Origin of the sequence: Sphingopyxis sp. QXT-31 (genome assembly GCF_001984035.1) — a bacterium.
Classification (GTDB): Bacteria; Pseudomonadota; Alphaproteobacteria; order Sphingomonadales; family Sphingomonadaceae; genus Sphingopyxis.
The window spans coordinates 2,985,775-3,008,029 of the sequence record NZ_CP019449.1; the positions used below are offsets into that span (position 1 = coordinate 2,985,775).

The window sequence follows — 22,255 nt, forward strand, 5'->3', positions numbered from 1 at the left end:
GCCTTTGACCGGAGCTGGCGCGCCTTGTCCAGCGGCTATTGGCCCGCTAGGCACGGCGCGCACATAGGGGATCATGGCAATGGCAATCGGCGAAGCACTGGACCAGCTCGAAGCGGTGGTGAAGGCGCGCCTTGAAGCTGGCGACGCCGAAGCCTCCTACGTCGCGAGCCTCGCCGCCAGGGGCCGCGGCAAGATCGCGCAGAAGCTCGGCGAGGAAGCCGTCGAGACCGTCATCGCCGCGATCAGCGAGGACGACAAGGCGCTGGTCGGCGAAGCGAGCGACCTGATCTTCCACCTGTCGATCCTGCTCGCCGAGCGTGGCCTTGCATGGACCGACATCGCCGCCGAACTGACCCGCCGCCACGGCACCTCGGGGCACGCCGAAAAGGCCGCGCGCCCGTCCTGACATCCCGCAATAGGAGCGACCATGCCGATCGACGCCACCCTCCCCTATGACGACAGCAACATCTTTGCGCGCATCCTGCGCGGCGAGCTGCCGTGCAAGAAGGTCCATGAGGACGCGTTCAGCCTCGCCTTTCACGACATCAATCCGCAGGCGCCGCTGCACATATTGGTGATCCCCAAGGGCCCCTATGTCAGCTGGGACGATTTTTCCGAACGCGGCAGCGACGCCGAGATCGCGGGTTTCGTCCGCGCGGTGGGGCAGGTCGCGCGCGACCTCGGCCTCGTCGCGCCCGGCTACCGCCTGCTGGCGAACGTCGGGCTCGACAGCCACCAGGAAGTGCCGCACCTCCACGTGCATCTCTTCGCGGGGCAAAAGCTGGGGCCGATGCTGGCGCGCTGAAAATCCTCCCCGGAACGGGGAGGGGGAACATGCGAAGCATGGCGGAGGGGGGCCGGTCCTCACGCAACGCTGGCGGGCCACGATAGCCCCCTCCGTCAGCAGCTTCGCGGCTGCCACCTCCCCGTTCCGGGGAGGAATGACATCGGCCGAATCACCGCGAATTCGATTTGTCAGTGATCCAGATCACAGCGCCGTCACGCATTGCGATTAACCGTGCGCGCCATGCGGCAGCGGGTGGACAGCGCCCCCTGTTTCCAGCAGGATAGCGCATAGGCCACGGGGAGACACGGCAATGGCGGGATGGCGGGCTTGGGGCAGGACCCTCGCGGCGAAAGCGAAGCTGGCGCTGATCGTCCCGCTCGCGGGCCTGCTCGCCGCCACCAGCGCCGACACCATCCCGCAGGTCATCCTCGCCACCCCCGGCAGCGCGGGCAATGGCGACGGCACGATCGCGCGCTTCACCTTGCGCTTCTCCGACGACATCGTGCCGCTCGGCGACCCGCGCGCCAAGGCGCCCGCCAAGCACGACTGCCCCGTCCCCGGCACCGGCCGCTGGGTCGACACGCGCACCTGGGTGCTTGAATTCGACAAGGCGCTGCCCGGCGGGGTTACCTGCAACGTCGAGCTGGTCCCGAACCTGCGCACCGCCGCGGGGACCTGGGTCGGCGGCAACAGCCGCTTCGAGATCGATTCGGGCGGCCCCTCGGCGCGCGCGGTGCTCGTCGGCGGCACTTATGACGGGATCGAGGAGGACCAGATCTTCCTCGTCGCCACCAATGTCGCCGCCGACCGCGCCTCGGTCGGCCGCTACGCCTATTGCGCGGTCGATGGCATTGGCGAGAAGATCCCCGTCGACGTGCTGAAGCCCGAGATCGCGAGCGAGATCCTCGACGGCCTCGGCCAGACCAATTGGGACCGGCAGGAATTCGCCTATAACGGCAACCTTCCGCTCCGCCTCCCCGTCGCGGGCGCCGACCGCAACCAGGTGCTCGAGCGCATCGTCCCGGTCAAATGCCGCCGCCCGCTGCCCCCCGGGCGCGAGATGGCGCTCGTCTGGGACGCGCGCATCCAGCAGGCCGGCGCGCCGTCGCGCACCGCCGGCCGCGACCAGCGCTTCGATTATGACGTCCGCCCCGCCTTCACCGCGAAGATGTCGTGCAGCCGCGTCAACCCGCAGGCGGGCTGCAACCCGCTGAAGGACATCACGCTGAGCTTCGCCTCGCCCGTCGCGCGCGACGTCGCGCTCGCCGCGACGCTGAACACCGCCGACGGCAAGAAGATCGCCGCGAAGCTCGACGACGACGACAAGAACGACGCGCATGTCACCTATGTGCGCTTCACCGGCCCGCTGCCGCAGAATATCGACGCGACGCTGATCCTACCCGCCGACGTCGCCGACCAGAGCGGCCGCAAGCTGCAGAACCAGTCGAACTTCCCGCTGAAATTCCACATCGACCGCGCGCCGCCGCTGGTCAAATTCGCCGCCAGCTTCGGCATCCTCGAGGCGGGCGAGGGGGGCATATTGCCCGTCACCGTGCGCGGGGTCGAAGCCTCGCTCGCGCAGTCGAACCTCAAGATGCCCGCGACGGCGCTGCGCGTCGGCGACGACGATGCCGCGATCGCGCGCTGGCTGAAGCGCGTCGACGACGCCGACGACACCGACTATCGCGAGGAGCGCGACGCGACCGGCAAGGAAGTCACGGTCAACTACACCGGCACCAAGTCGGTGTTCGACGGCGCCCCCGCGGGCGGCGAACGCCGCGAGATGCAGCTCAGCCCCGCCGCGGGCGGCAAGGAGTTCGAGGTCGTCGGCATTCCCTTGACCGAAAAGGGCTTCCACGTCGTCGAGATCGCGAGCCCCGAGCTCGGCGCCGCCTTGCTCGGCCGCAAGGCGACGCGCTATGTCACCACCGCCGCGCTCGTCACCAATATGGCGGTGCATTTCAAATGGGGTCGCGAAAGCTCGCTCGCCTGGGTGACCGCGCTCGACACCGGCCTGCCCGTCCCCGGCGCCGAGGTCCGCGTCACCGACGCCTGCACCGGGCGCCAGCTCGCGCGCGGCACCGCCGACAAGCAGGGCCGCCTCGCCTTCCCGAGCGGCCTGCCGCAACCCGAAACCTATGCGAGCTGCGAGGAGGAGCCCAACCCCGCGGTCAGCGAGGGCCATGCTTTGATGGTCAGCGCCCGCAGCGGCGACGATTTCAGCTTCACCCTCACCGACTGGGGCAACGGCATCCGCCCCTATGACTTCGACCTGCCTTACGGCTGGTCCGAACGCGAGGACATCCTCCACACCGTCTTCGACCGCGCGCTGGTGAAGGCCGGCGAGACGGTCAATATGAAGCATATCCTGCGCCGCCCCGTCGGCACGGGCTTTGCGACGCCCAAGCCGATGGCGGGCAAGCTCCGCCTCGTCCACCGCGGCTCGGACACCGAATTCTCGATGCCCTTCAGCATCGACGCCTCGGGCAGCGGCGAGAGCGTGTGGAACGTCCCCGCCTCGGCGCCGATGGGCGACTACGACCTCGTTTTCGTCACCAAGGACAAGGACGGCGAGGACAAGACGATCTGGTCGTCGCAGTCGGTCAAGGTCGACGAATATCGCCTGCCGACGATGAAGGCGACCGTCACCGGGCCCAAGACGCCCCCAGTGCGCCCGACGCAGGTGCCGCTGTCGCTCTTCGTCGGTTACCTGTCGGGCGGCCCCGCGCCCAATATCCCGGTCGAGATGCGCACCAGCTTCTCGCCGAGCTGGTCGCCCCCCGAGGATTATCGCGACTGGGATTTCGACGGCGCGGCGATCAAGGAAGGCGTCGTCCAGCTCGACGACAGCGGCGAGGAGCCCGCCGCCGAGATGCCGCTCGCGCGTTCGGTGCCGCTGCGCCTCGACGCCAATGGCAGCGCGACGACGACGGTGTCGGTGGACCAGCCGATCACCGAGCCGACCCAGATGGCGGTCGAGATGGATTATGAGGACGCCAATGGCGAGACGCTGACGTCGAGCCGCCGCATCACCCTCTTCCCCTCAGCGGTACGGTTGGGCCTCAAGACCGACGGCTGGCTGATGCGCGACAACGATCTGCGCCTCAATTTCGTCGCCCTCGACCTCGACGGCCGGCCGCTGTCGGGCCAGCGCGTCCAGGTCGCGCTCTACAGCCGCGAGATCATCACTGCACGGCGGCGCCTGATCGGCGGCTTCTACGCTTATGACAACCAGGTGCGCACCACGCGCCTCGCCGCAACGTGCAGCGCCTCGACCGACAAGCTCGGCCGCGCGCGCTGCGCGATGGCGCCGGGCGTCTCGGGCGAAGTCACCGTCGTCGCCACGACCGTCGACGCCGACGGCAACGAGGCGCGCGCCGTCCGCTCGGTCTGGCTCGCGGGCGACGACGACTGGTGGTTCGGCGGCGACAATGGCGACCGCATGGACGTGATCGCCGAAAAGCCGCGCTACGCCGCGGGCGACACCGCCAGCTTCCAGGTCCGCATGCCCTTCCGCGAAGCCACGGCACTCGTCACCGTCGAGCGCGAAGGCGTGCTTTCGAGCTTCGTCGTGCCGCTGAAGGGCACCAACCCCGTCGTAAAGGTCAAGCTGCCCGCGACCTATGCGCCCGACGTCTATGTTTCGGTGATGGCGGTGCGCGGGCGCGTCACGGGCAACGAAAGCTGGTTCCGCAAGCTGAAACGCGCGGCGGGTTTCAAGATCGAGAACAGCGAGGGCGCCCCGGCGACCGCGCTCGTCGACCTCGCCAAGCCGAGCTACCGCATGGGCATCGCGCGCATCAAGGTCGGCTGGGAAGGGCATCAGCTCGGCGTGAAAGTGACCTCGGACAAGGCCAAATATGCCGTCCGCGAAACCGCGAAGGCGAGCATCGAGGTCAAGGGACCGAACGGCAAGGCGCCCGCGAACGCCGACGTCGCCTTCGTCGCGGTCGACGAAGCGCTGTTGCAACTCGCGCCGAACGAAAGCTGGAAGCTGATCGACGCGATGATGGGCGAACGCACGCTCGACGTGCTCACCTCGACCGCGCAAATGCAGGTCGTCGGTAAAAGACATTACGGCCGCAAGGCGCTCGAACCCGGCGGTGGCGGTGGCGGCGACCTCTCGGGCCTGACGCGCGAGGATTTCCGTCCCGTGCTGCTGTGGAAGGGCCGCGTGCCGCTCGACGCCAAGGGGCGCGCCACGGTCGACGTGCCGCTCAGCGACAATCTCTCGGCCTTCCGCCTCGTCGCGATCGCGACCGACGGATCGCAATATTTCGGCACCGGCGAGACGAGCGTCCGCACCGTGCAGGATCTCGGCGTCTTCGCCGGGCTCCCCGACCTGGTCCGCACCGGCGACACCTTCGACGCGCGCTTCACCCTGCGCAACGGCACCGACAAGGCGATGACCGTCACCGCCAATGCGACTCTGTCGCCTGCGGTCGCGACCGCGCCGCCGCTCACCGTCACGATCCCCGCGGGGGGCGCGGTGCCGGTCAGCTGGTCGGTCGTCGCTCCGGAGAATGCCGGGCCGATCGAATGGACCGTCGACGCCGCGTCGAAGGACGGCAAGGCGCGCGACCGGCTGGTCTTCCAGCAGATCGTCGAACCCGCGGTGCCGATCGAGACCTGGGCCGCGTCTTTGTTCCGCGTCGGCCCCGACACCAGCCTGCCCATCGGCGTTCCCGAGGGCGCGCTTCCCGGCGGCTATGTCGATATCGCGCTCGCGGGCACGCTCGCGCCGCCGCTGTCGGGCGTGCGCGACTATATGGGCGTCTATCCCTACAACTGCTTCGAACAGTCGACCTCGCGCGCGGTCGCGCTGAACGATGTCGGCCGCTGGCAGGCGCTGGCGGGGGCGATACCGACCTATCTCGATAAGGACGGGCTGCTCCGCTACTGGCCGAACGAGCGGCTCGAGGGCTCGGCCGAGCTCACCGCCTATGTCCTTGCGATCACCGCGGCAAACGGCTTCGCCATCCCCGACGATTCGAAGGCCAAGATGGTAAGCGCGCTGCAAGCGGTGGTCGAGGGACGCCTCACCCGCAAGGGCTATGGTCCCTATGACATCCGCCCGGTCCGCGTCGCCGCGCTCGCCGCGCTCGCGCGGAACAATGCGTCGAGCGCGAAGCTGGTCGCGGCGATCGACATGGTCCCCGCCGACATGGCTACGGGCACGCTCGCCGACTGGCTCGTCGCGATCGAGCGCACCCCGAACGTTCGCAACGCCCCGGCGCTGCGTGCGGCAGCCGAGGCCGAGCTCAGGAAGCGCCTCGTCTACGAAGGCACGCGCGTCGACCTCGTCGACGATGCGAAAGCGCCGTGGTGGATGATGGTCAGCGGCGACGAGATGGCGATCAAGACGCTCGACGCGGTGCTCGGCCGCAAGGGCTGGGAGAATGATGCGGGCAAGCTGATGGTCGGCGTCGCGCAGCGCCAGCGCAAGGGCCATTGGGACACCACCCCGGCCAATGCGTGGGGCGCGGTGACCGTGCGCCGCTTCGCCGAGCTCTATCCAGCCGCCGCGATCACCGGGATCAGCCGCATCGAGCTGATGGGCGCGAGCGCGAGCCAAAGCTGGCCGCTCGTCGAGCCGGTGACGCCGCTCCGCGTGCCGCTCGTCACGGGCAAGATGAGCCTCCGCCACGAGGGCAGTGGCTCGCCCTGGGCCGTCGTCAGCGTCAGGGCGCCGGTGCCGCTCAAGGAGCCGCTCAACGCCGGCTATCGCATCAAGCGCTCGGTCAGCGTGATCAAGGCGGCGACGCCCGGCACGTTGACGCGCGGCGACGTGATTAAGGTGCGGATCGCGGTGGTCGCCGCGGCCGGCCGCACCTGGGTCGTCGTCAACGACCCCGTGCCCCCCGGCGCGACGATCGTCGGCAACCTCGGCGGCCAATCGCAGATGCTCGGCGAACAGGCGGGCGGCGAGGGCGCGTGGCCGAGCTATGTGGAACGTGGGAAAGACAGCTGGCGCGGCTATTTCGGCTGGATGCCCGCGGGCACCCACGCGGTCGAATATGTCGTGCGCTTGAACGGCTCGGGCAAGTTCAACCTGCCCCCGACGCGCGTCGAGGCGATGTACTCGCCCGCAATCCGCGGCCAGTGGCCCAATGGGTCGCTGACCGTGGTGAGCAACGCGGAGTAATGGTGCAAAGACGTACCTTTCCATCTCCGTCATGTGGTTGAAGCAATGCCCCTCAATCTGGATCGTCATCCCGGCGAAGGCCGGGATCTCGCCCTCGCCTTCTCATGCACCGGCGAGATCCCGGCCTTCGCCGGGATGACGAACAGTGAATAACCGGCTACCGGCGCGCCGCCGCTGGTTTGACGCCCTCGCCTGGGCGGTGCTCGCGCTGCTCATCCTCACCACCGTCGCGCACCTGCTGACCAAGCCCCCCGCGATGCCATCCTACGACGAGGTCCGCAAAAGTTGGCAGCCCAGCGAAGCCTGGCTCTACGACCGCGATGGCCGCCTGCTCGACAGCGAGCGCGTCGATTTCGAACGCCGCCGCATGGCGTGGGTGCCGCTGGCCGACATCGCCAAACCGGTGCGCGACACTGTCGTCGCCAGCGAGGACAAGCGCTATTGGTCGCACGGCGGAGTCGACTGGCTCGCCATCGCGAGTGCGGCCAAAACCCGCCTGAATTTGGGGAGGACCGGCGGCCGCTCGCGCGGTGCCTCGACGCTGCCGATGCAGCTCGCGGGCTTCCTGTCGCCCGAACTCGCGCTTCCCGGCCAGCGCGGCTGGCTCGCCAAGATCCGCCAGATGCGCGCGGGGCAGGCGCTCGCGGCGGACTGGACCCGCGAACAGATGCTCGAGGCCTATTTCAACCTCGTGCCGCTGCGCGGCGAGACGCAGGGCATCGGCGCCGGCGCGCGCGCGCTGTTCGGCAAGAAGCCCGCCGACATGGACCGCACCGACGCCGCGCTCTTCGCCGGCCTGCTCCCCAACCCCGCCGCGGGCGCCGACACCCTCGGCCAGCGCGCCTGCCGCGCCGCGCAAGCGAAGGACTGCACGCCGCTCCGTCTCGCCGCCGCCACACTCGTCTCGGGCGAGCGTATCGCGCAGCTCGACCCCGCGCTCGCGCCGCACCTCGCGGTCCGTCTGCTCGACAAGCCCGGCAAGCGCGTCACCACCACGATCGACCGCCGCATCCAGGAAGCGGCGATCGTCGCGCTCAAGCGCCAGCTGTCGGGGCTCGGCGCCGATCGCGTGCGCGACGGCGCGGTGGTCGTGCTCGACAATGCGACCGGCGACGTGCTCGCTTATGTCGGCGGCGTCGGGCTCAAATCGACCGCGGCGCAGGTCGACGGCGCCAATGCACGGCGCCAGGCGGGCTCGACCTTGAAGCCGCATCTCTATGCGCAGGTGATCGAGCATCGCTGGCTCACCGCCGCCTCGATCCTCGACGACAGCCCGGTCCAGCTCGACACCGCCTCGGGGCTCTACGTCCCCAAGAATTACGACCATAGTTTCAAGGGGCCCGTCAGCGTCCGCCACGCGCTCGCTTCGTCGCTCAACGTCCCCGCGGTGCGCGCACTCGTCATCGACGACGTCCAGCAGTTCCGCGACCGCCTGTGGGCCTTGGGTTATCACGGCCTCGTCGAGGACGGCGAATATTATGGCTTCAGCCTCGCCCTCGGCTCGGCAGAGGTGTCGCTGGTAGAACAAGCCAACGCCTTCAGAACACTGGCAAATTCCGGAAACTGGTCGCCCGTGAACTATGACGCTACGCGGCACCTGCGCCAACATCCGCCGCAGCCGATCGTCGCCCCCGCCGCCGCCTTCATCGTCGGCGACATCCTCGCCGACGCCGCCGCGCGCACCGACGCCTTCGGCGCCGACAGTGCGCTGCGCCTGCCTTTCTGGGCGGCAGCGAAAACCGGCACGTCGAAGGGCATGCGCGACAATTGGTGCATCGGCTGGTCCGACCGCTTCACCGTCGCGGTGTGGGTCGGTAACCTCGAGGGCGATTCGATGCGCGCGGTGTCGGGCACCTCGGGGGCCGCGCCAGTGTGGCGCGACGTGATGCTCGCGCTTCATACAGGCAGCCCCGGCAGGGCGCCCGCCATGCCCGCCGATGTCGAGGCGCGCCAGATCGCGCTCCCCGGCACGCGCGAACCGCCGCGCCGCGAATATTTCATCCGCGGCACGGGCCAGGCCGAAATGGCCGCCGCCCCCGCCGCGTCGCGCCGCCCGCGGATCACCAGCCCGGTCAGCGGCAGCGTCTATGCGCTCGATCCTGACATTCCGCTTGATCGCCAGCGCCTCGCGGTCGCGGTCAGCGGCGAGGTCACCGGCTACCGGCTGATCCTCGACAAGCGCCCGCTCGGCGACGCCGACGCAGGCCAGCAGATATTGCCGCGCCCGGGCAGCCACATGCTCGCGCTCGTCGACCCCGGCGGGCGGATGGTCGACCGCGTGCGCTTCACGGTGCGATAAACCGCCCGTCACACGCCTGAAATTAAGTTGCGCTGACGAAAGGAGCGTTTACTCTATCCCGCCATGAGAGGCCCACACCGGGCCCCAAAGGGGAAATTTGGATGATATTTGGTCGCGTCAAACCGCTCGACGCCATCTTGGCCACCGCCGAGAAAAAGTCGCTGCACCGAACCCTCGGTGCTTTCCAGCTCACCCTGTTCGGCATCGGCTGCGTCATCGGCACCGGCATTTTCGTGCTGACCGCCGCCGGCGCGCAAAAAGCCGGACCGGGCCTGATGCTCGCCTTTGCCATCGCGGGGCTGATCTGCATCGTCGCGGCGCTCTGCTATGCCGAGATCGCGGCGATGATCCCGGTCGCGGGCTCCGCCTATACCTACACCTATGCAACGATGGGCGAGGTACTCGCCTGGACGGTCGGCTGGGCGCTTGTCCTCGAATATGCGGTCGCGGCGTCTGCAGTGTCGGTCGGGTGGTCCGGCTATCTCAACGGCCTGTTGTTGGAGTTTTTCGGCTTTCAATTCCCCGCGGCCTTGGCGGGAGCGCCGTTGGCACTCGGCGGTATTGAAGGGGGCATCATCAACCTGCCTGCGGTCTTCATCGCATTGCTCATCACCTGGCTGCTGATGATCGGCACCACCGAAAGCGCGCGCGTCAATGCCGTGCTGGTCGCTATCAAGGTTACGGCGTTGACCGCGTTCATCGCCCTGACTTTACCGAGCGAGGCCTTCTCGACCGACAAGTTCAACCCCTTCCTCCCCGCCGGGGTCTTTGGCGGCTTCGGTTCGGGCCTTGGCGCGGTCGGCGCGGCGGCTACAATCTTCTTTGCTTATGTCGGGTTCGACGCGGTTTCCACTGCGGCGGAAGAAACCAAGAACCCCCAGCGCAACGTCCCGATCGGCCTGATCGGCTCGCTGCTTTTCTGCACCGTCTTCTATATCCTTGTCGCGGCGGGCGCGGTCGGCACGGTCGGCGGCCAGCCGATCATGGGACCCAACGGCATCCCCTTCCCGGCGGGTTCGGAAGAGCTGGCGCGCCAGTGTGCCACCTTCGCCGCCGACCAGCTGCCGCTGGTCTGCTCGAACGAAGCGCTTGCGCATGTGCTGCGCCAAATCGGCTGGTCGGGCGTCGGCAACATGCTTGGCATCGCTGCCTTCGTAGCGCTGCCGTCGGTCATCCTGATCCTGCTCTTCGGGCAGACCCGCGTCGCCTTCGTGATGAGCCGCGACGGCCTGCTCCCCGAATCGTGGAGCAAGGTGCATCCCAAGTGGAAAACCCCCCATGTCATCACCGCGATCACGGGCATCGTCGTCGCTTTCGCGGCGGCGTTCCTGCCGGTCGGCAAGCTCGCCGACATCGCCAACGCCGGTACGCTCTATGCGTTCATGATGGTCGCCATCGCGGTGATGATCCTGCGCAAGACCGCCGCCAACACGCCGCGCGCCTTCAAGACGCCGGCGCTGTGGCTGATCGGCCCGCTGACCATCGCGGGCACGATCTTCCTCTTCCTCAACCTGCCTTTCGAGGCGATGATCGTCCTCCCCATCTGGGGCGCGATCGGCCTCGTCTTCTATTTCCTCTACAGCCGCAGCCGCAGCCACCTCGGCCGCGGCATCGTCGAGGTGCACGAGGACGACCTCGAGCCCCACGCGCCGATCCACGACTGAGCCGGATCGACACCCAATGCAAAGGGGCCGCCGCAGCGAAGGCTGCGGCGGCCCCTTTCTTTTGCGCGTCAGAAAGGGCTTTTCGGCGCGGTGCCCGGGCGGGTGAACAACCGGCCGCGCTCGGCCCACAGGACCAGCGCCAGTCCGGCGGTCGCACAGCCGAGAAAGGCATAAGCGAGCGGCAGCGTCGAGCCGTCGTACTGCTGGCCGATGAACGCACCCACGCATGCCGCGAGCAGGGTCTTGGCAAAGCTCTGATAGGAGGAGGCGATGCCGGCCATATGCCCGAAATCCTCCATCGCGATCGACCCGAAATTGCTGCCAATGAAGCCGATCAGCCCGACATTGACCATCATCAGCACGGTGAACATCGCCAGCGTCTCGGCGCCGCTGAGCGCCGCGACGATCTGCGCGATCGAGGTCGCAATGAAGGCGAAGACCGCGGTCTGCGACACGCGCCGTGCGCCGAAGCGCTCGACGATCGCGGCGTTGGAGAAATTGGCGATCGCGATGCCCACCGCGACGCAGGCGAAGACGAGCGGGAACAGCGCCTGCGCACCGAACACCTCGGCGATGATCTGTTCGCTGCTGTTGAGATACCCGAACAGTGCGGCCTGCATCACCCCCGCGGCGAACATGTATCCCGCGGCGCGGCGGTGGCGCATCACTGCGCTCCACCCGGCGACCATCGTCCGCCAGTCGAGCCCGCGGACGTCGGCGGGATCGAGCGTTTCGGGCAGACGGCGCAGCCAGATCAGCATCACCACGCCCATCGCCGCGAGCACGAGGAAGATCGCGCGCCACCCGGCGAGCGCCGCGACCCCGGCGCCGATCGACGGCGCGATGATCGGGACGATCATGAAGACGAGGAAGATCAAGGACAGCCGCTTCGCCATCGCATCGCCCGAAAACAGGTCGCGGATCACCGCGACGACGACGACGCCGAGCGCGGCGCTGACGACCCCGTGGCCGAAGCGCAATGCGAGCAGCATCGGGAAACTGGTCGCGAGCCCGCAACCGATCGCGAAGATCGTGTAGGCGATCAACGCGGGCACGAACACGCCCTTGCGCCCGAAGCGGTCGGCGAGCGGGCCATAGACCAGCGCGCCGAGCGCGGTGCCGAGGATGTAGATCGAGATCACATATTGCCGGTCGTTCGCGACCGCGACGCCCAGCCCCTTGCCGATCGCGGGCAGCGCTGGGAGCATGGCGTCGATGGCGAGCGCGTTGAGCGCCATCAGCATCGCCATCATCGCGACCATCTCGCGCGGGCCGGGCAGGCGGCGCGTCGTTTCGGAAGGCGGCGGAGAGGCGGGGATATCGTGCATGGCAGCGGCGCTATGCTCCCCCGCCCCCCTTTTGGCCACCCCCGCAAAGCTATGCAGCGCAAAAGAAAAGGGCCGCCCCGCAGGACGGCCCTCTCCCGTTTCGATGTGTTGGCGATCAGCCCTGGCGCGTGCCGGTCATCGCCATCGAGCCGAACGGACCCGCCTTGATCGTGCCGGTCAGCGCGTCGCCGTCGATCGTCGCTTCGCATTCGAGCGTCATCGGCATCGGCACCTTCATGTTCATGGTCCAGGTCAGCTTGTTGCCGTCGACCTTGCCGTTCTCGACGTCGAGCGACCCCATCGCGCCGGCATTCTGGCCGGTGAAGGTCGCGCCGTCGCTGGTGACCGTGAAAACCGACTTCTGGTCGCCCATCGGCGACTTGGTGACGCAATCATAGCTGCCATCGACTTGAGACATTGCGGCTCTCCTTACTGAAACTGATGTTAGTTATCGAGAGTCACCGTTTCCACCGGCAAACCCAATCCGTCAAGCTGCGGTTTCACCACCGACGCATCGCCGACGACGACATAGACGAGCCCGTCGGTGCTGAGCGCCTTGCGCGCTGCGGCATCGACGTCCGCCGTGGTCATCGCCTCATAGGTCGCGGGCAGTTTTTCGTAATAATCGTCCGGCCGGTCGAACTTGACGATCGTCCGCAGCCCGCCGAGCACGTCGCCCGAGGTTTCGAAGCTGCCCGGCAGTTCGCGCACGCTGCCGTTGATCGTGCGCTGCAATTCCTCTGCCGTGACGCCCTTGTCGCCGAGGAAGGATTTGAGGTCGCTCTGCAGCTCCTTGATCGAATCGCCGGTGCGGTCGGCCTGCACCGGGGCGGCGGCGATCCAGGCGATGCGGTCCTTGTCGCCCGAGATGCGGCTACGCACGCCATAGGACCAGCCCTTGGTCTCGCGCAGATTGGTGTTGAAGCGCGACAGGAAATTGCCGCCGAAGATGTCGTTCGCCGAACGCAGCACCTCGAGGCTGTCGCTACCCTTGGCTTCGAGCACCTTGCCCGCGAGGATCACCGACTGCGGCGATTTGGGCCGGTCGAAGAGCAGGATGCGCGGCTGCGGCGCGGGGATCGCCACCTCGAAATGCTTGGCCGGCTTCGCCGTCGCCGGCGCCTTCCAATTGCCGAAGGCGGCGTCGAGCTGCTTGGTCACTTCCTTCAGCGTCGTGTCGCCGACGACGAAGATGCGCGCCATGTCCGGCCGGATCCAGGTCGAATGGAAGTTCGCGAGCTGGTCGCGCGTCGCCGCGGTCACCGCCTTGGCGTCGCCGAGGCCCGAGGGCGGGATGCCATAGGGATGGTCGGCGCCGTAGAGCACCGGCATCAACACACGCGACGCGATCGCATTGGGGTTGTTGAGCTCGGCCTTCAGCCGGTTGAGCTGCTGTGCACGCACGCGGTCGAGCTCCTTGGCGTCGAAGGCGGGATTACGGATATAGTCGGCAAGCAGCGTCAGCGACGGCGCCAGATTGGGCTTTAGCGCGAACAGGCTGAACACCGTCTCGTCGGCGTTGGCCGACGCGTCGATCTGCGCGCCGAGCCGCTCCTTCGCCTCGGCGAAAGCGATCGAATCGAGACTGGTCGTGCCCTCGTCCATCAGGCTGAGCATCAGCGACTGGGTGCCGAGCGCGCTGTGCGGATCGGCGGCGTAACCCGCATCGAAGCTGACCGCGACATTGACCGTCGGCACCGTCGCGCGGCGCGCGAAGACGACCTCGATCCCGTTCTTGAGCTTGGCGCGCTCGATCGCGGGGAATTCGAGCGCCTTGAGCCCGCTGACCGCGGGCAGCTGCGAGCGGTCGGCGATCGCGGTGCCGAAGCCCGTGTCGGGGCCGACATCGCCGAGCGCGGGGTTCCAGTAGCGATCGGGTTCGACCGCCGCCACGGCCTTGCCCTCGGTCACCGCGCCGCCGCGAGCCTCTCCGCCTTCGGTGCGTTCGCCGGGGGTGTAGGTCAGCGAGAAGGCCGGGCGCGACAGCCATTTATTGGCGACCGCCTTGACCTCTTCGGGGGTCGCTTTCGCCATCCGCTCAAGCTCGACCTTGTAATAGCCCGGGTCGTTCGAATAGAGCGCGCCTTCGGCGAGCGCGACGGCCTTGCCGCCGAAGCCGCCGACCGATTCGAGCCCAGCGATCACGCCGCCCAGATTGCTCGCCGCGGCGCGTTGCAATTCGTCCGCGGTCGGACCGGTCGTAAGGAACGCCGCGATTTCTTCGTCGAGCCGCCGACCGACGAGCGCCGGGTCGACCCCCGGCTTCACATCGGCCTGGACGAGCAGGATGCCAGCGTCCTCGAACGGCTGGGCAAAGGCCGAGACGCTGACCGCGACGGGGTCCTTGCGCACCAGCGCATTGTCGAGCCGCGACGAGGACAGCCCGCCGAGCACACCCATCGCCATCTGCAGCGGCACCGCCTCGGCATCGTTGAGCCCCGGGATCGCCCACATCCGATAGAGGCGCGTCGTCGGGATCAGATCCTTGACCTCCTTCGCGAGCGGCGCGGGCAGCGTCGGCACGCTGGTCGCGGGCGCCATCACGGCCGGGCCCTTGGGGATGTCGCCGAACCACTGCTGCACCTTGGCCTTGGCGGTCGCGACGTCGACGTCGCCCGCGAGCACCAGCACCGCATTGTTCGGGCCGTAATTGTCGGTGAACCATTTTTTCACGTCGTCGAGGCTCGCCGAATTGAGGTCGGCCATCGAACCGATGGTGCTGTGATGATAGGGGTGGCCCTTGGGGAAGAGATTTTCGAAAATCTCGTAGCGCAGCAGGCCATAGGGGTTGTTGTCGCCCTGGCGCTTCTCATTCTGGACCACACCGCGCTGGTTATCGAGCTTTTCCTGCGTCACCGCGCCGAGCAGATGCCCCATGCGGTCGCTTTCGAGGAACAGCGCCATATCGAGCGCGCCGGTCGGCACGGTCTCGAAATAATTGGTGCGGTCGACGTTGGTCGTCCCATTCTCGTCGGTCGCGCCGACCTGTTGCAGCGGTTCGAAGAAATCGCCCGGCGCATTTTCCGAGCCGTTGAACATCAGATGTTCGAAGAGATGCGCAAAGCCCGTCTTGCCCTTGGGCTCGTGCTTCGACCCGACGCGGTACCACACCGACACCGCGACGACCGGCGCCTTGCGATCCTCGTGCACGATGACGCGCAGGCCGTTGTCGAGGGTGAAGGCCTGATACGGAATATCGACCGCTTTCACCAGGTCGGCGATCGGCGCGGGGTCGGCGGCCTTGGCCTTGGCGAGCGCGGGCCCCGCGGCGACGAGCGAGGTCGACAGGGCAAGGGCGACGGCGAAACGATGGAAACGGGGCATGGATATCCTCTTGGCTCGAGATCGGGCGCGATGGCCCGTGCGACCATATGCCGGACGGCACTGTGTCAATGGTTTAGGACGGCAACGCGCCGCGTTCAAGGCCGATAGACGCGCGGCTTGCTAGCCCAGAGCGCGGCGGGATCGAAGAGCACGGGCTTGAGCTGGTGCTTCACGAAGAGCGGCGCCTGGTCGTTGTAATGCGGGCTCTCGGGCCGCGTGGTCGCCGACCCGAAGGGCTGGATCGATTCGGATTTGAGCGTGCCGTCGCGGCCCCAGGTGACGAACATGATGAAGCTGTCGCCGTGGCGCACCTTCAGCCGCCCGTCGGGCTCGGCATCCCACAGGGTCGAGGCGCGGATCGTGTCGTTGCCGCCGTCGAGCGGCAGGTCGATGCGATGCTCACCCTCGCCATGACGCAGCCGCAGCACGGTGCCGAGCCTGGGATCGAGCGTGCCGAAATGCTTTTGCAGATGGTCGGCGGCTTCCTTGAGCACCGTGCGCGGGTCGGGCTGCTCGGCGAGGCGCTGGTAATGGACGCGGTTCGCGGGACGCAGAATCATCAGCACGAGCGCATCGCCCTGCCCCTTGCCGTCGAGGTTCCAGTCCCACGCGCGAACCAAGGCCTGCGCCTTGGCGAGTTCGGGATCGCCCGCCAGCTTGAGCGCGAGAATGCGGTCGATCCATGCCTTGGCATAGCCGGTCTTCGCATAGGCGGTGTCATATTTGATCGCCTTCAGCCGCGCCTCGTCGATTTGCCCCGACGCCTCGAACAGATCGATCAGCCGCGACGCGCGGTTGCTCATATCGTCCTCGATCCCAAGCAGCGGCGAGAAGGCGGCGGCGTCGAGCTCGTCCCCCGGCCCCGCGGCGACCCACGGCGTGTTGTTGGCGTTCATCACATAGCCCGAGCCCGGATTGACCAGCGCGGGCACGCGGTTGAAGGGCAAGGTCTTGGTCCACAGGTCGGCCGAGGTGTCGCCGGGCAGGATGCCGCGCCAGTTGTATCCCGCGGGCCGGTCGGGGAACATCGCATTATAGAAGAGGCCGATATTGCCTTCGCGGTCGGCGTAGATGAAATTGGTCGCGGGCACGCCCTGCCCGGCCATCGCGGCGCGCCACTCGGCGAAATTCTTCGCCTTGTTGAGGCGATAATATTGGGTGACCATATTGGCCTGGTCGATGCCCGCGTAGCGGATCGCGAAGGCGCCCTTGTCGTTTTTGATCACCGGGCCGTGCACCGAGCGATAGACGGTGCGCGGGACAGGCAGAACGAAGGGGCCGAACCTCACCTTCAGCCACACGCGCTTCTTTTCGAGCGGGCGCCATTTCCCGTCGAAACGATAATTCTCGCCGCTGTCGTCGAGCACGAGTTTGTAGATGTCGTTCAGGTCGGGCCGGTTCACCGTATTGGTCCAGCCGAGATATTTGTTATGCCCGAGGAAGGGGTAAGGCGAACCGGGGAAGTTGGCGCCCGCGAAATCCCAGCCTTCCTCGCTGTGCACGACGAGTTCGTACCAGGCGACCCCGCCGGTCCATGGCTGATGCGAATTGGAGACGAGCCGCGTCGCGCCATCGGTCGAGCGGCCGGGCGCCACCGCCATCGCGTTCGAGCCATTCGCCGCGGGATCGCTGCCGAAGGGCGTGTCCTTGCGCGGCACCAGCTTGCCGGTGGCGTCGAGCTCGGGCCCGCCCTCGCGCCCCATGGGCTTGTCCTCGACCAGCGAGCCGAGCGTCGAATCGAGCCCGAAAAAAAAGGGCGAGCGCAGCACGAAGCCCGCGACGACATCTTCGCCGGTCACCGGGAACAGCCCCGACAGGCGGATCTCGTCGGGATGCTTGTCGGCGTAGCGGTTGAGCCCGGCCGCATAGGCGGTGAACAGCGCCCGCACATCGGCGGGCAGCTTGGGCCAGTCGCGCGCGGTCGTCGCGCGAACATCAAGCAGCGCGGCGGCATAGTCGATCGCCGCGCCATCCTGCCCGAGCATCGCCCCCGCGCGCCCGCGCGTCATCGCGAGCACCTCCTGCAGCGTCGAAAAATCATCCTCGGCATGCGCATAGGCGACGCCATAAGCGACGTCGGCGTCGGTCTTGCCGAAGATATGCGGCACGCCGAACGTGTCGCGCGCGATCTTGACGTCGGTGGGCTTGAAGCTCGGCGCCGCGGGCGGTTCGGCGGTGAAGGGTTCCCACACCGCGAGCGACACGCCGGTCAGCAGCAGCAACAGCAGCAGTCCGATTCCCAATTTGCGCAACATGCTGGTTCCTCTTGCGGTATCCGACGAAGGCGACTGTCTGACGGGGCGCGGGTCCGATGGCAAGCCGCTGTCGTTCGTCGAGTGCCGATTGCAGGGCGGAGCGGCCGTGCTAGGTCAGGGCAGGACCAAGATTGCCGGAATAACAGGGAGTTGATTTTCGATGCATACCAAGAGCCTGCTGCTTGCCGCCTGCCTTTCCATCGCGCCGCTGATGGCGCCCGCCGCCCTGGCGCAGGGCATTGCCGGATCGGGCGTCGTCCCCGGCACCGTCGCCAACAGCGCCGAGCGCCCGATCGGCTTCGCCGCAAGCGCACCCGCAAACGGCGTGCTGGTCGTGCTGATGAGCGACGCGGCGCTGCCCGACCTGACGGCCGTGGGCGTCGGCACGGGCGAGCGCGCGGCGATCGAGGCCGCCATTGCCGGCGCGAAATTCGAGGGCAAGGCCAATGCAACGCTGTCGCTGCGCGGGATCGGAGCGCACAGCCGCATCCTGCTCGTCGGCACCGGCGCCGCGCCGACGATGCTCGCGCGCGCCGAGGCCGCTGGCAAGGCGGCGCAGGAGATCAAGGACGCGGCGCCGGTGACGCTGACCGGCGCCTTCACCGGCGCCGAAGCCGCCGAGGCGGGCTATGGCTTCGCGCTCGGCCAGTATCGCTTCGACCGCTACAAGACTGTCGACCGCAAGCCGCCCGCGGCCGACGCGGTGACGATCGTCGGCGGCGACAGCGCTGCGGCGCAATCGAGCTTCGCGGCGCGCTGGCGCCCGCTCGCCGACGGCGTGCGCCTGTCGCGCGACCTCGCCAACGAACCCGCCAATGTCGTCTATCCCGAAAGCTTCGTCGCCGAGGTGCGCCAGGCCTTTGCCGGGGTCGGCGGGGTGACGATCGAGGTGCTCGACGAGGCGGCGATGCGCAAGCTCGGCATGGGCACGCTCGTCGGGGTCGGCCAGGGCAGCCCGCGCGGCTCGCGCCTGCTCGCGGTGCGCTATCGCGGCGCCGGCGCCAACGCCGCGCCGCTCGCCTTCGTCGGCAAGGGCATCACCTTCGATTCGGGTGGCATCTCGCTCAAGCCCGGCGCGGGCATGTGGGACATGAAGGGCGACATGTCGGGCGCCGCCTCGACCGTCGGCGCGGTGCTGTCGCTCGCCAAGTCGAAGGCGCCGGTGCATGTCGTCGCGGTTGCGGCGCTCGCCGAGAATATGCCCGACGGCAACGCCCAGCGCCCCGGCGACGTCGTGCGCACCATGTCGGGCAAGACGATCGAGATGCTCAACAGCGACGCCGAAGGCCGGCTCGTGCTCGCCGACGCCAATGAATATGTCGCCGACAAATATAAGCCGCGCGCGATCGTCAACATCGCGACGCTGACCGGCGCGATCGTCGGCGCGCTCGACAGCCAATATGCCGGACTCTTCGCGCGCGACGAGACGCTCGCGGCGCAATTGCTCGCGGCGGGCACGGTCAGCGGCGAGGAGCTGTGGCGCATGCCGCTCCACAAAAATTACGCGAAGAAGATCGAATCGGACATCGCCGACGTGCGCAACATCGCGCCCAGCGCGGGTCCCGGCGCGAGCATCGGGGCGCATTTCATCGGTTATTTCGTCGCCGAAACCACGCCTTGGGCGCATCTCGACATCGCGGGGATGAACCAGGCCGACAGCGCCTTGCCGCTGGTGCCCAAAGGCATGAGCGGCTTCGGTGTCCGCCTGCTCGATCAGCTGGCGCGCGGGGCGAACTAAGCTTTCGGAACGCCCCTTGTGTTGCCAAAAAGCAACACTATCTCTGTCGGCGAGAAAGGGGCTTTTCGCCATGAACCTCGAAAAATTCACCGACCGCGCCAAGGGCTTTTTGCAGGCGGCGCAGACCATCGCGATCCGTTTGAACCACCAGCGGATCTCGCCCGAGCATATCGCGAAAGCGCTGCTCGAAGACAATCAGGGCATGGCCGCCGGGTTGATCGCCAAGAGCGGCGGCGATGCCGCGCGCGCGGTGCAGGGCGTCGACGCGCTGCTCGCCAAGGTTCCGGCGGTGTCGGGTTCGGGCGCGCAAGCGACGCCCGGGCTCGACAACGACGCGGTGCGCCTGCTCGACCAGGCCGAACAGGTCGCCGCCAAGGCGGGCGACGGCTTCGTCACCGTCGAGCGGCTGCTGCTCGCTATGGTACTCGCCGCCGGCACCCCGGTCGCCAAGGCCCTCGCCGATGCCGGCGTGAAGGCCGACGCGCTCAACGCCGCGATCAACGAACTGCGCGGCGGGCGCTCCGCCGACACCGCCTCGGCCGAAGACCGCTACGAAGCGCTCAAGAAATTTGCGCGCGACCTCACCGAAGTCGCGCGCGAGGGCAAGCTCGACCCGGTGATCGGCCGCGACGAGGAAATCCGTCGCACCGTCCAGATCCTCGCCCGCCGCACCAAGAACAACCCCGTCCTCATCGGCGAACCCGGCGTCGGCAAGACCGCGATCGCCGAAGGGCTGGCGCTGCGCATCGTCAATGGCGACGTGCCCGACAGTTTAAAGGACCGCCGCCTGCTGTCGCTCGACATGGGGTCGCTGATCGCCGGCGCCAAATATCGCGGCGAGTTCGAGGAGCGCCTCAAGGGCGTGCTCGACGACGTCAAGGCCGCCGAGGGCGAGATCATCCTGTTCATCGACGAGATGCACACGCTGGTCGGTGCGGGCAAATCCGAAGGCGCGATGGACGCCTCGAACCTGCTCAAGCCTGCGCTCGCTCGCGGCGAGCTCCACTGCATCGGCGCGACGACGCTCGACGAATATCGCAAGCATGTCGAAAAGGACCCCGCGCTCCAGCGGCGCTTCCAGCCCGTCTTCGTCGGCGAGCCGACGGTCGAGGATTCGATCTCGATCCTGCGCGGCATCAAGGAAAAGTACGAGCTGCACCACGGCGTGCGGATCACCGACGGCGCGATCGTCGCCGCGGCGACGCTGTCGAACCGCTATATCTCCGACCGCTTCCTGCCCGACAAGGCGATCGACCTGATGGACGAGGCCGCGAGCCGCATCCGCATGGAGGTGGAGTCCAAGCCCGAGGAAATCGAGAGCCTCGACCGCCGCATCATCCAGATGAAGATCGAGGAAGCCGCACTGTCGAAGGAAAGCGACGAAGCGTCGAGGGACCGGCTCGCCGCGCTCCGCGCCGAACTCGCAAACCTCGAACAGCAGTCGGCCGAACTGACGCAAAAGTGGCAGGCCGAGAAGGAAAAGATCCACGCCGAGGCGAAGATCAAGGAAGAGCTCGACGCGGCGCGCTCGGCGCTCGAACAGGCGCAGCGCGCGGGCGACCTTGCGAAGGCGGGCGAGCTATCCTACGGCACCATTCCCGCGCTCGAACGGCAGCTCGAAGAGGCGCAGGCCATCTCCAGCAATGCAATGCTGCGCGAAGAGGTCACCGCCGACGATATCGCCGCGGTGGTCAGCAAATGGACCGGCATCCCCGTCGACCGCATGATGGAAGGCGAGCGCGAGAAATTGCTCGGTATGGAAGACACGCTGACCCAGCGCGTGATCGGCCAGGACGAAGCCGTGCGCGCGGTATCGACCGCGGTCCGCCGCGCCCGCGCCGGGCTGCAGGACCCCAACCGCCCGCTCGGCTCCTTCCTCTTCCTCGGCCCCACGGGCGTCGGCAAGACCGAGCTCACCAAGGCGCTCGCGCGATTCCTGTTCGACGACGACAATGCGATGGTCCGCATCGACATGTCCGAGTTCATGGAGAAGCACAGCGTCGCGCGGCTCGTCGGCGCGCCGCCGGGCTATGTCGGCTATGAAGAAGGCGGCACGCTGACCGAAGCGGTGCGCCGCCGCCCATACCAGGTCGTGCTGTTCGACGAGGTGGAGAAGGCGCATCCCGACGTGTTCAACATCCTGCTCCAGGTGCTCGACGACGGGCGCCTCACCGACGGGCAGGGCCGCACGGTCGACTTCACCAACACGCTGATCATCCTGACCTCGAACCTCGGCAGCCAGGCGATCGCCGCGCTGCCCGACGATGCGCCGATCGAACAGGCCGAACCCGCTGTGATGGAAATCGTGCGCGCGCATTTCCGGCCCGAGTTCCTGAACCGGCTCGACGAGATCGTGCTCTTCAACCGCCTCGCGCAGCGGCATATGGCGGGTATCGTCGATATCCAGGTCGCACGCGTCCAGAAATTGCTCACCGACCGCAAGGTGACGCTCGACCTCACCGACGCCGCGCGCGCCTGGCTCGGCCGCGTCGGCTATGACCCGGTCTATGGCGCGCGCCCGCTGAAGCGCGCGGTGCAGAAATATCTGCAGGACCCGCTCGCCGACCTGATCCTGAAGGGCGAGGTCAAGGACGGATCGACGATCCGGGTCGACGAAGGCGACGGGGCGCTGAAACTGACCCCGGCTTGATAGGAAATCCTCCCTGTGGCGAAGCCATGGGGAGGTGGCAGTCCCGCAGGGACTGACGGATGGGC

At 67.7% G+C, this 22,255-nt stretch carries 11 protein-coding genes; 7 read left to right on the top strand and 4 right to left on the bottom strand.

Going from position 1 to position 22,255, the window contains the following annotated elements; genetic code table 11:
• Positions 1 to 85: 85 nt before the first annotated feature.
• From BWQ93_RS14420 to BWQ93_RS14440, 5 genes are all read left to right on the top strand, one after another.
• The gene (locus tag BWQ93_RS14420) at positions 86 to 406 is read left to right on the top strand and encodes a phosphoribosyl-ATP diphosphatase (protein ID WP_198040536.1); all 321 of its coding nucleotides are present in this window, start codon (positions 86 to 88) and stop codon (positions 404 to 406) included.
• Between the two features lie 21 nt (positions 407 to 427).
• Positions 428 to 805 carry a histidine triad nucleotide-binding protein gene (locus BWQ93_RS14425; RefSeq protein WP_077031158.1) on the top strand — a complete coding sequence of 126 codons (378 nt, stop codon included), beginning with the start codon at positions 428 to 430 and terminating at the stop codon, positions 803 to 805.
• A gap of 292 nt (positions 806 to 1,097) precedes the next feature.
• Positions 1,098 to 6,932, top strand: coding sequence for an alpha-2-macroglobulin family protein (locus BWQ93_RS14430; protein WP_083720911.1), 5,835 nt, complete (start codon positions 1,098 to 1,100; stop codon positions 6,930 to 6,932).
• A gap of 145 nt (positions 6,933 to 7,077) precedes the next feature.
• Positions 7,078 to 9,231: a transglycosylase domain-containing protein gene (locus BWQ93_RS14435; protein ID WP_077031159.1), complete on the top strand. Its 2,154-nt coding sequence runs from the start codon at positions 7,078 to 7,080 to the stop codon at positions 9,229 to 9,231.
• Between the two features lie 101 nt (positions 9,232 to 9,332).
• Positions 9,333 to 10,895: an amino acid permease gene (locus BWQ93_RS14440; protein ID WP_077031160.1), complete on the top strand. Its 1,563-nt coding sequence runs from the start codon at positions 9,333 to 9,335 to the stop codon at positions 10,893 to 10,895.
• Between the two features lie 68 nt (positions 10,896 to 10,963).
• On the opposite strand, the gene BWQ93_RS14445 is transcribed toward BWQ93_RS14440, so the two are convergent.
• From BWQ93_RS14445 to BWQ93_RS14460, 4 genes are all read right to left on the bottom strand, one after another.
• Positions 10,964 to 12,223 carry a multidrug effflux MFS transporter gene (locus BWQ93_RS14445; protein WP_077031161.1) on the bottom strand — a complete coding sequence of 420 codons (1,260 nt, stop codon included), beginning with the start codon at positions 12,221 to 12,223 and terminating at the stop codon, positions 10,964 to 10,966.
• A 115-nt stretch (positions 12,224 to 12,338) separates the two neighbouring features.
• Positions 12,339 to 12,641 carry a hypothetical protein gene (locus tag BWQ93_RS14450; RefSeq protein WP_058807971.1) on the bottom strand — a complete coding sequence of 101 codons (303 nt, stop codon included), beginning with the start codon at positions 12,639 to 12,641 and terminating at the stop codon, positions 12,339 to 12,341.
• Between the two features lie 26 nt (positions 12,642 to 12,667).
• Positions 12,668 to 15,547, bottom strand: a complete 2,880-nt coding sequence (locus BWQ93_RS14455; RefSeq protein ID WP_077031162.1) for a M16 family metallopeptidase — start codon at positions 15,545 to 15,547, stop codon at positions 12,668 to 12,670.
• A gap of 95 nt (positions 15,548 to 15,642) precedes the next feature.
• Complete coding sequence (locus BWQ93_RS14460) at positions 15,643 to 17,802, bottom strand: acylase (protein ID WP_198040396.1); 2,160 nt, start codon at positions 17,800 to 17,802, stop codon at positions 15,643 to 15,645.
• Positions 17,803 to 17,962: 160 nt separating this feature from the next.
• Here BWQ93_RS14460 and BWQ93_RS14465 point away from each other — a divergent pair, with 160 nt between their 5' ends.
• Both BWQ93_RS14465 and clpB read left to right on the top strand, forming a co-directional pair.
• Entirely contained in the window at positions 17,963 to 19,540 is a 1,578-nt protein-coding gene (locus tag BWQ93_RS14465; protein WP_077031163.1) for a leucyl aminopeptidase, read from the top strand.
• A gap of 70 nt (positions 19,541 to 19,610) precedes the next feature.
• Positions 19,611 to 22,190: an ATP-dependent chaperone ClpB gene (clpB, locus tag BWQ93_RS14470; protein ID WP_077031164.1), complete on the top strand. Its 2,580-nt coding sequence runs from the start codon at positions 19,611 to 19,613 to the stop codon at positions 22,188 to 22,190.
• Positions 22,191 to 22,255 lie beyond the last annotated feature (65 nt).

What these genes read in the sequence shown, in the direction of transcription:
- BWQ93_RS14425 (WP_077031158.1), top strand. Translation starts at nt 428, where the DNA reads ATGCCGATCGACGCCACCCTCCCCTATGACGACAGCAACATCTTTGCG.
- BWQ93_RS14430 (WP_083720911.1), top strand. Translation starts at nt 1,098, where the DNA reads ATGGCGGGATGGCGGGCTTGGGGCAGGACCCTCGCGGCGAAAGCGAAG.
- BWQ93_RS14440 (WP_077031160.1), top strand. Translation starts at nt 9,333, where the DNA reads ATGATATTTGGTCGCGTCAAACCGCTCGACGCCATCTTGGCCACCGCC.
- BWQ93_RS14445 (WP_077031161.1), bottom strand. Translation starts at nt 12,223, where the DNA reads ATGCACGATATCCCCGCCTCTCCGCCGCCTTCCGAAACGACGCGCCGC.
- BWQ93_RS14450 (WP_058807971.1), bottom strand. Translation starts at nt 12,641, where the DNA reads ATGTCTCAAGTCGATGGCAGCTATGATTGCGTCACCAAGTCGCCGATG.
- BWQ93_RS14455 (WP_077031162.1), bottom strand. Translation starts at nt 15,547, where the DNA reads ATGCCCCGTTTCCATCGTTTCGCCGTCGCCCTTGCCCTGTCGACCTCG.
- BWQ93_RS14460 (WP_198040396.1), bottom strand. Translation starts at nt 17,802, where the DNA reads ATGTTGCGCAAATTGGGAATCGGACTGCTGCTGTTGCTGCTGCTGACC.
- BWQ93_RS14465 (WP_077031163.1), top strand. Translation starts at nt 17,963, where the DNA reads ATGCATACCAAGAGCCTGCTGCTTGCCGCCTGCCTTTCCATCGCGCCG.
- clpB (WP_077031164.1), top strand. Translation starts at nt 19,611, where the DNA reads ATGAACCTCGAAAAATTCACCGACCGCGCCAAGGGCTTTTTGCAGGCG.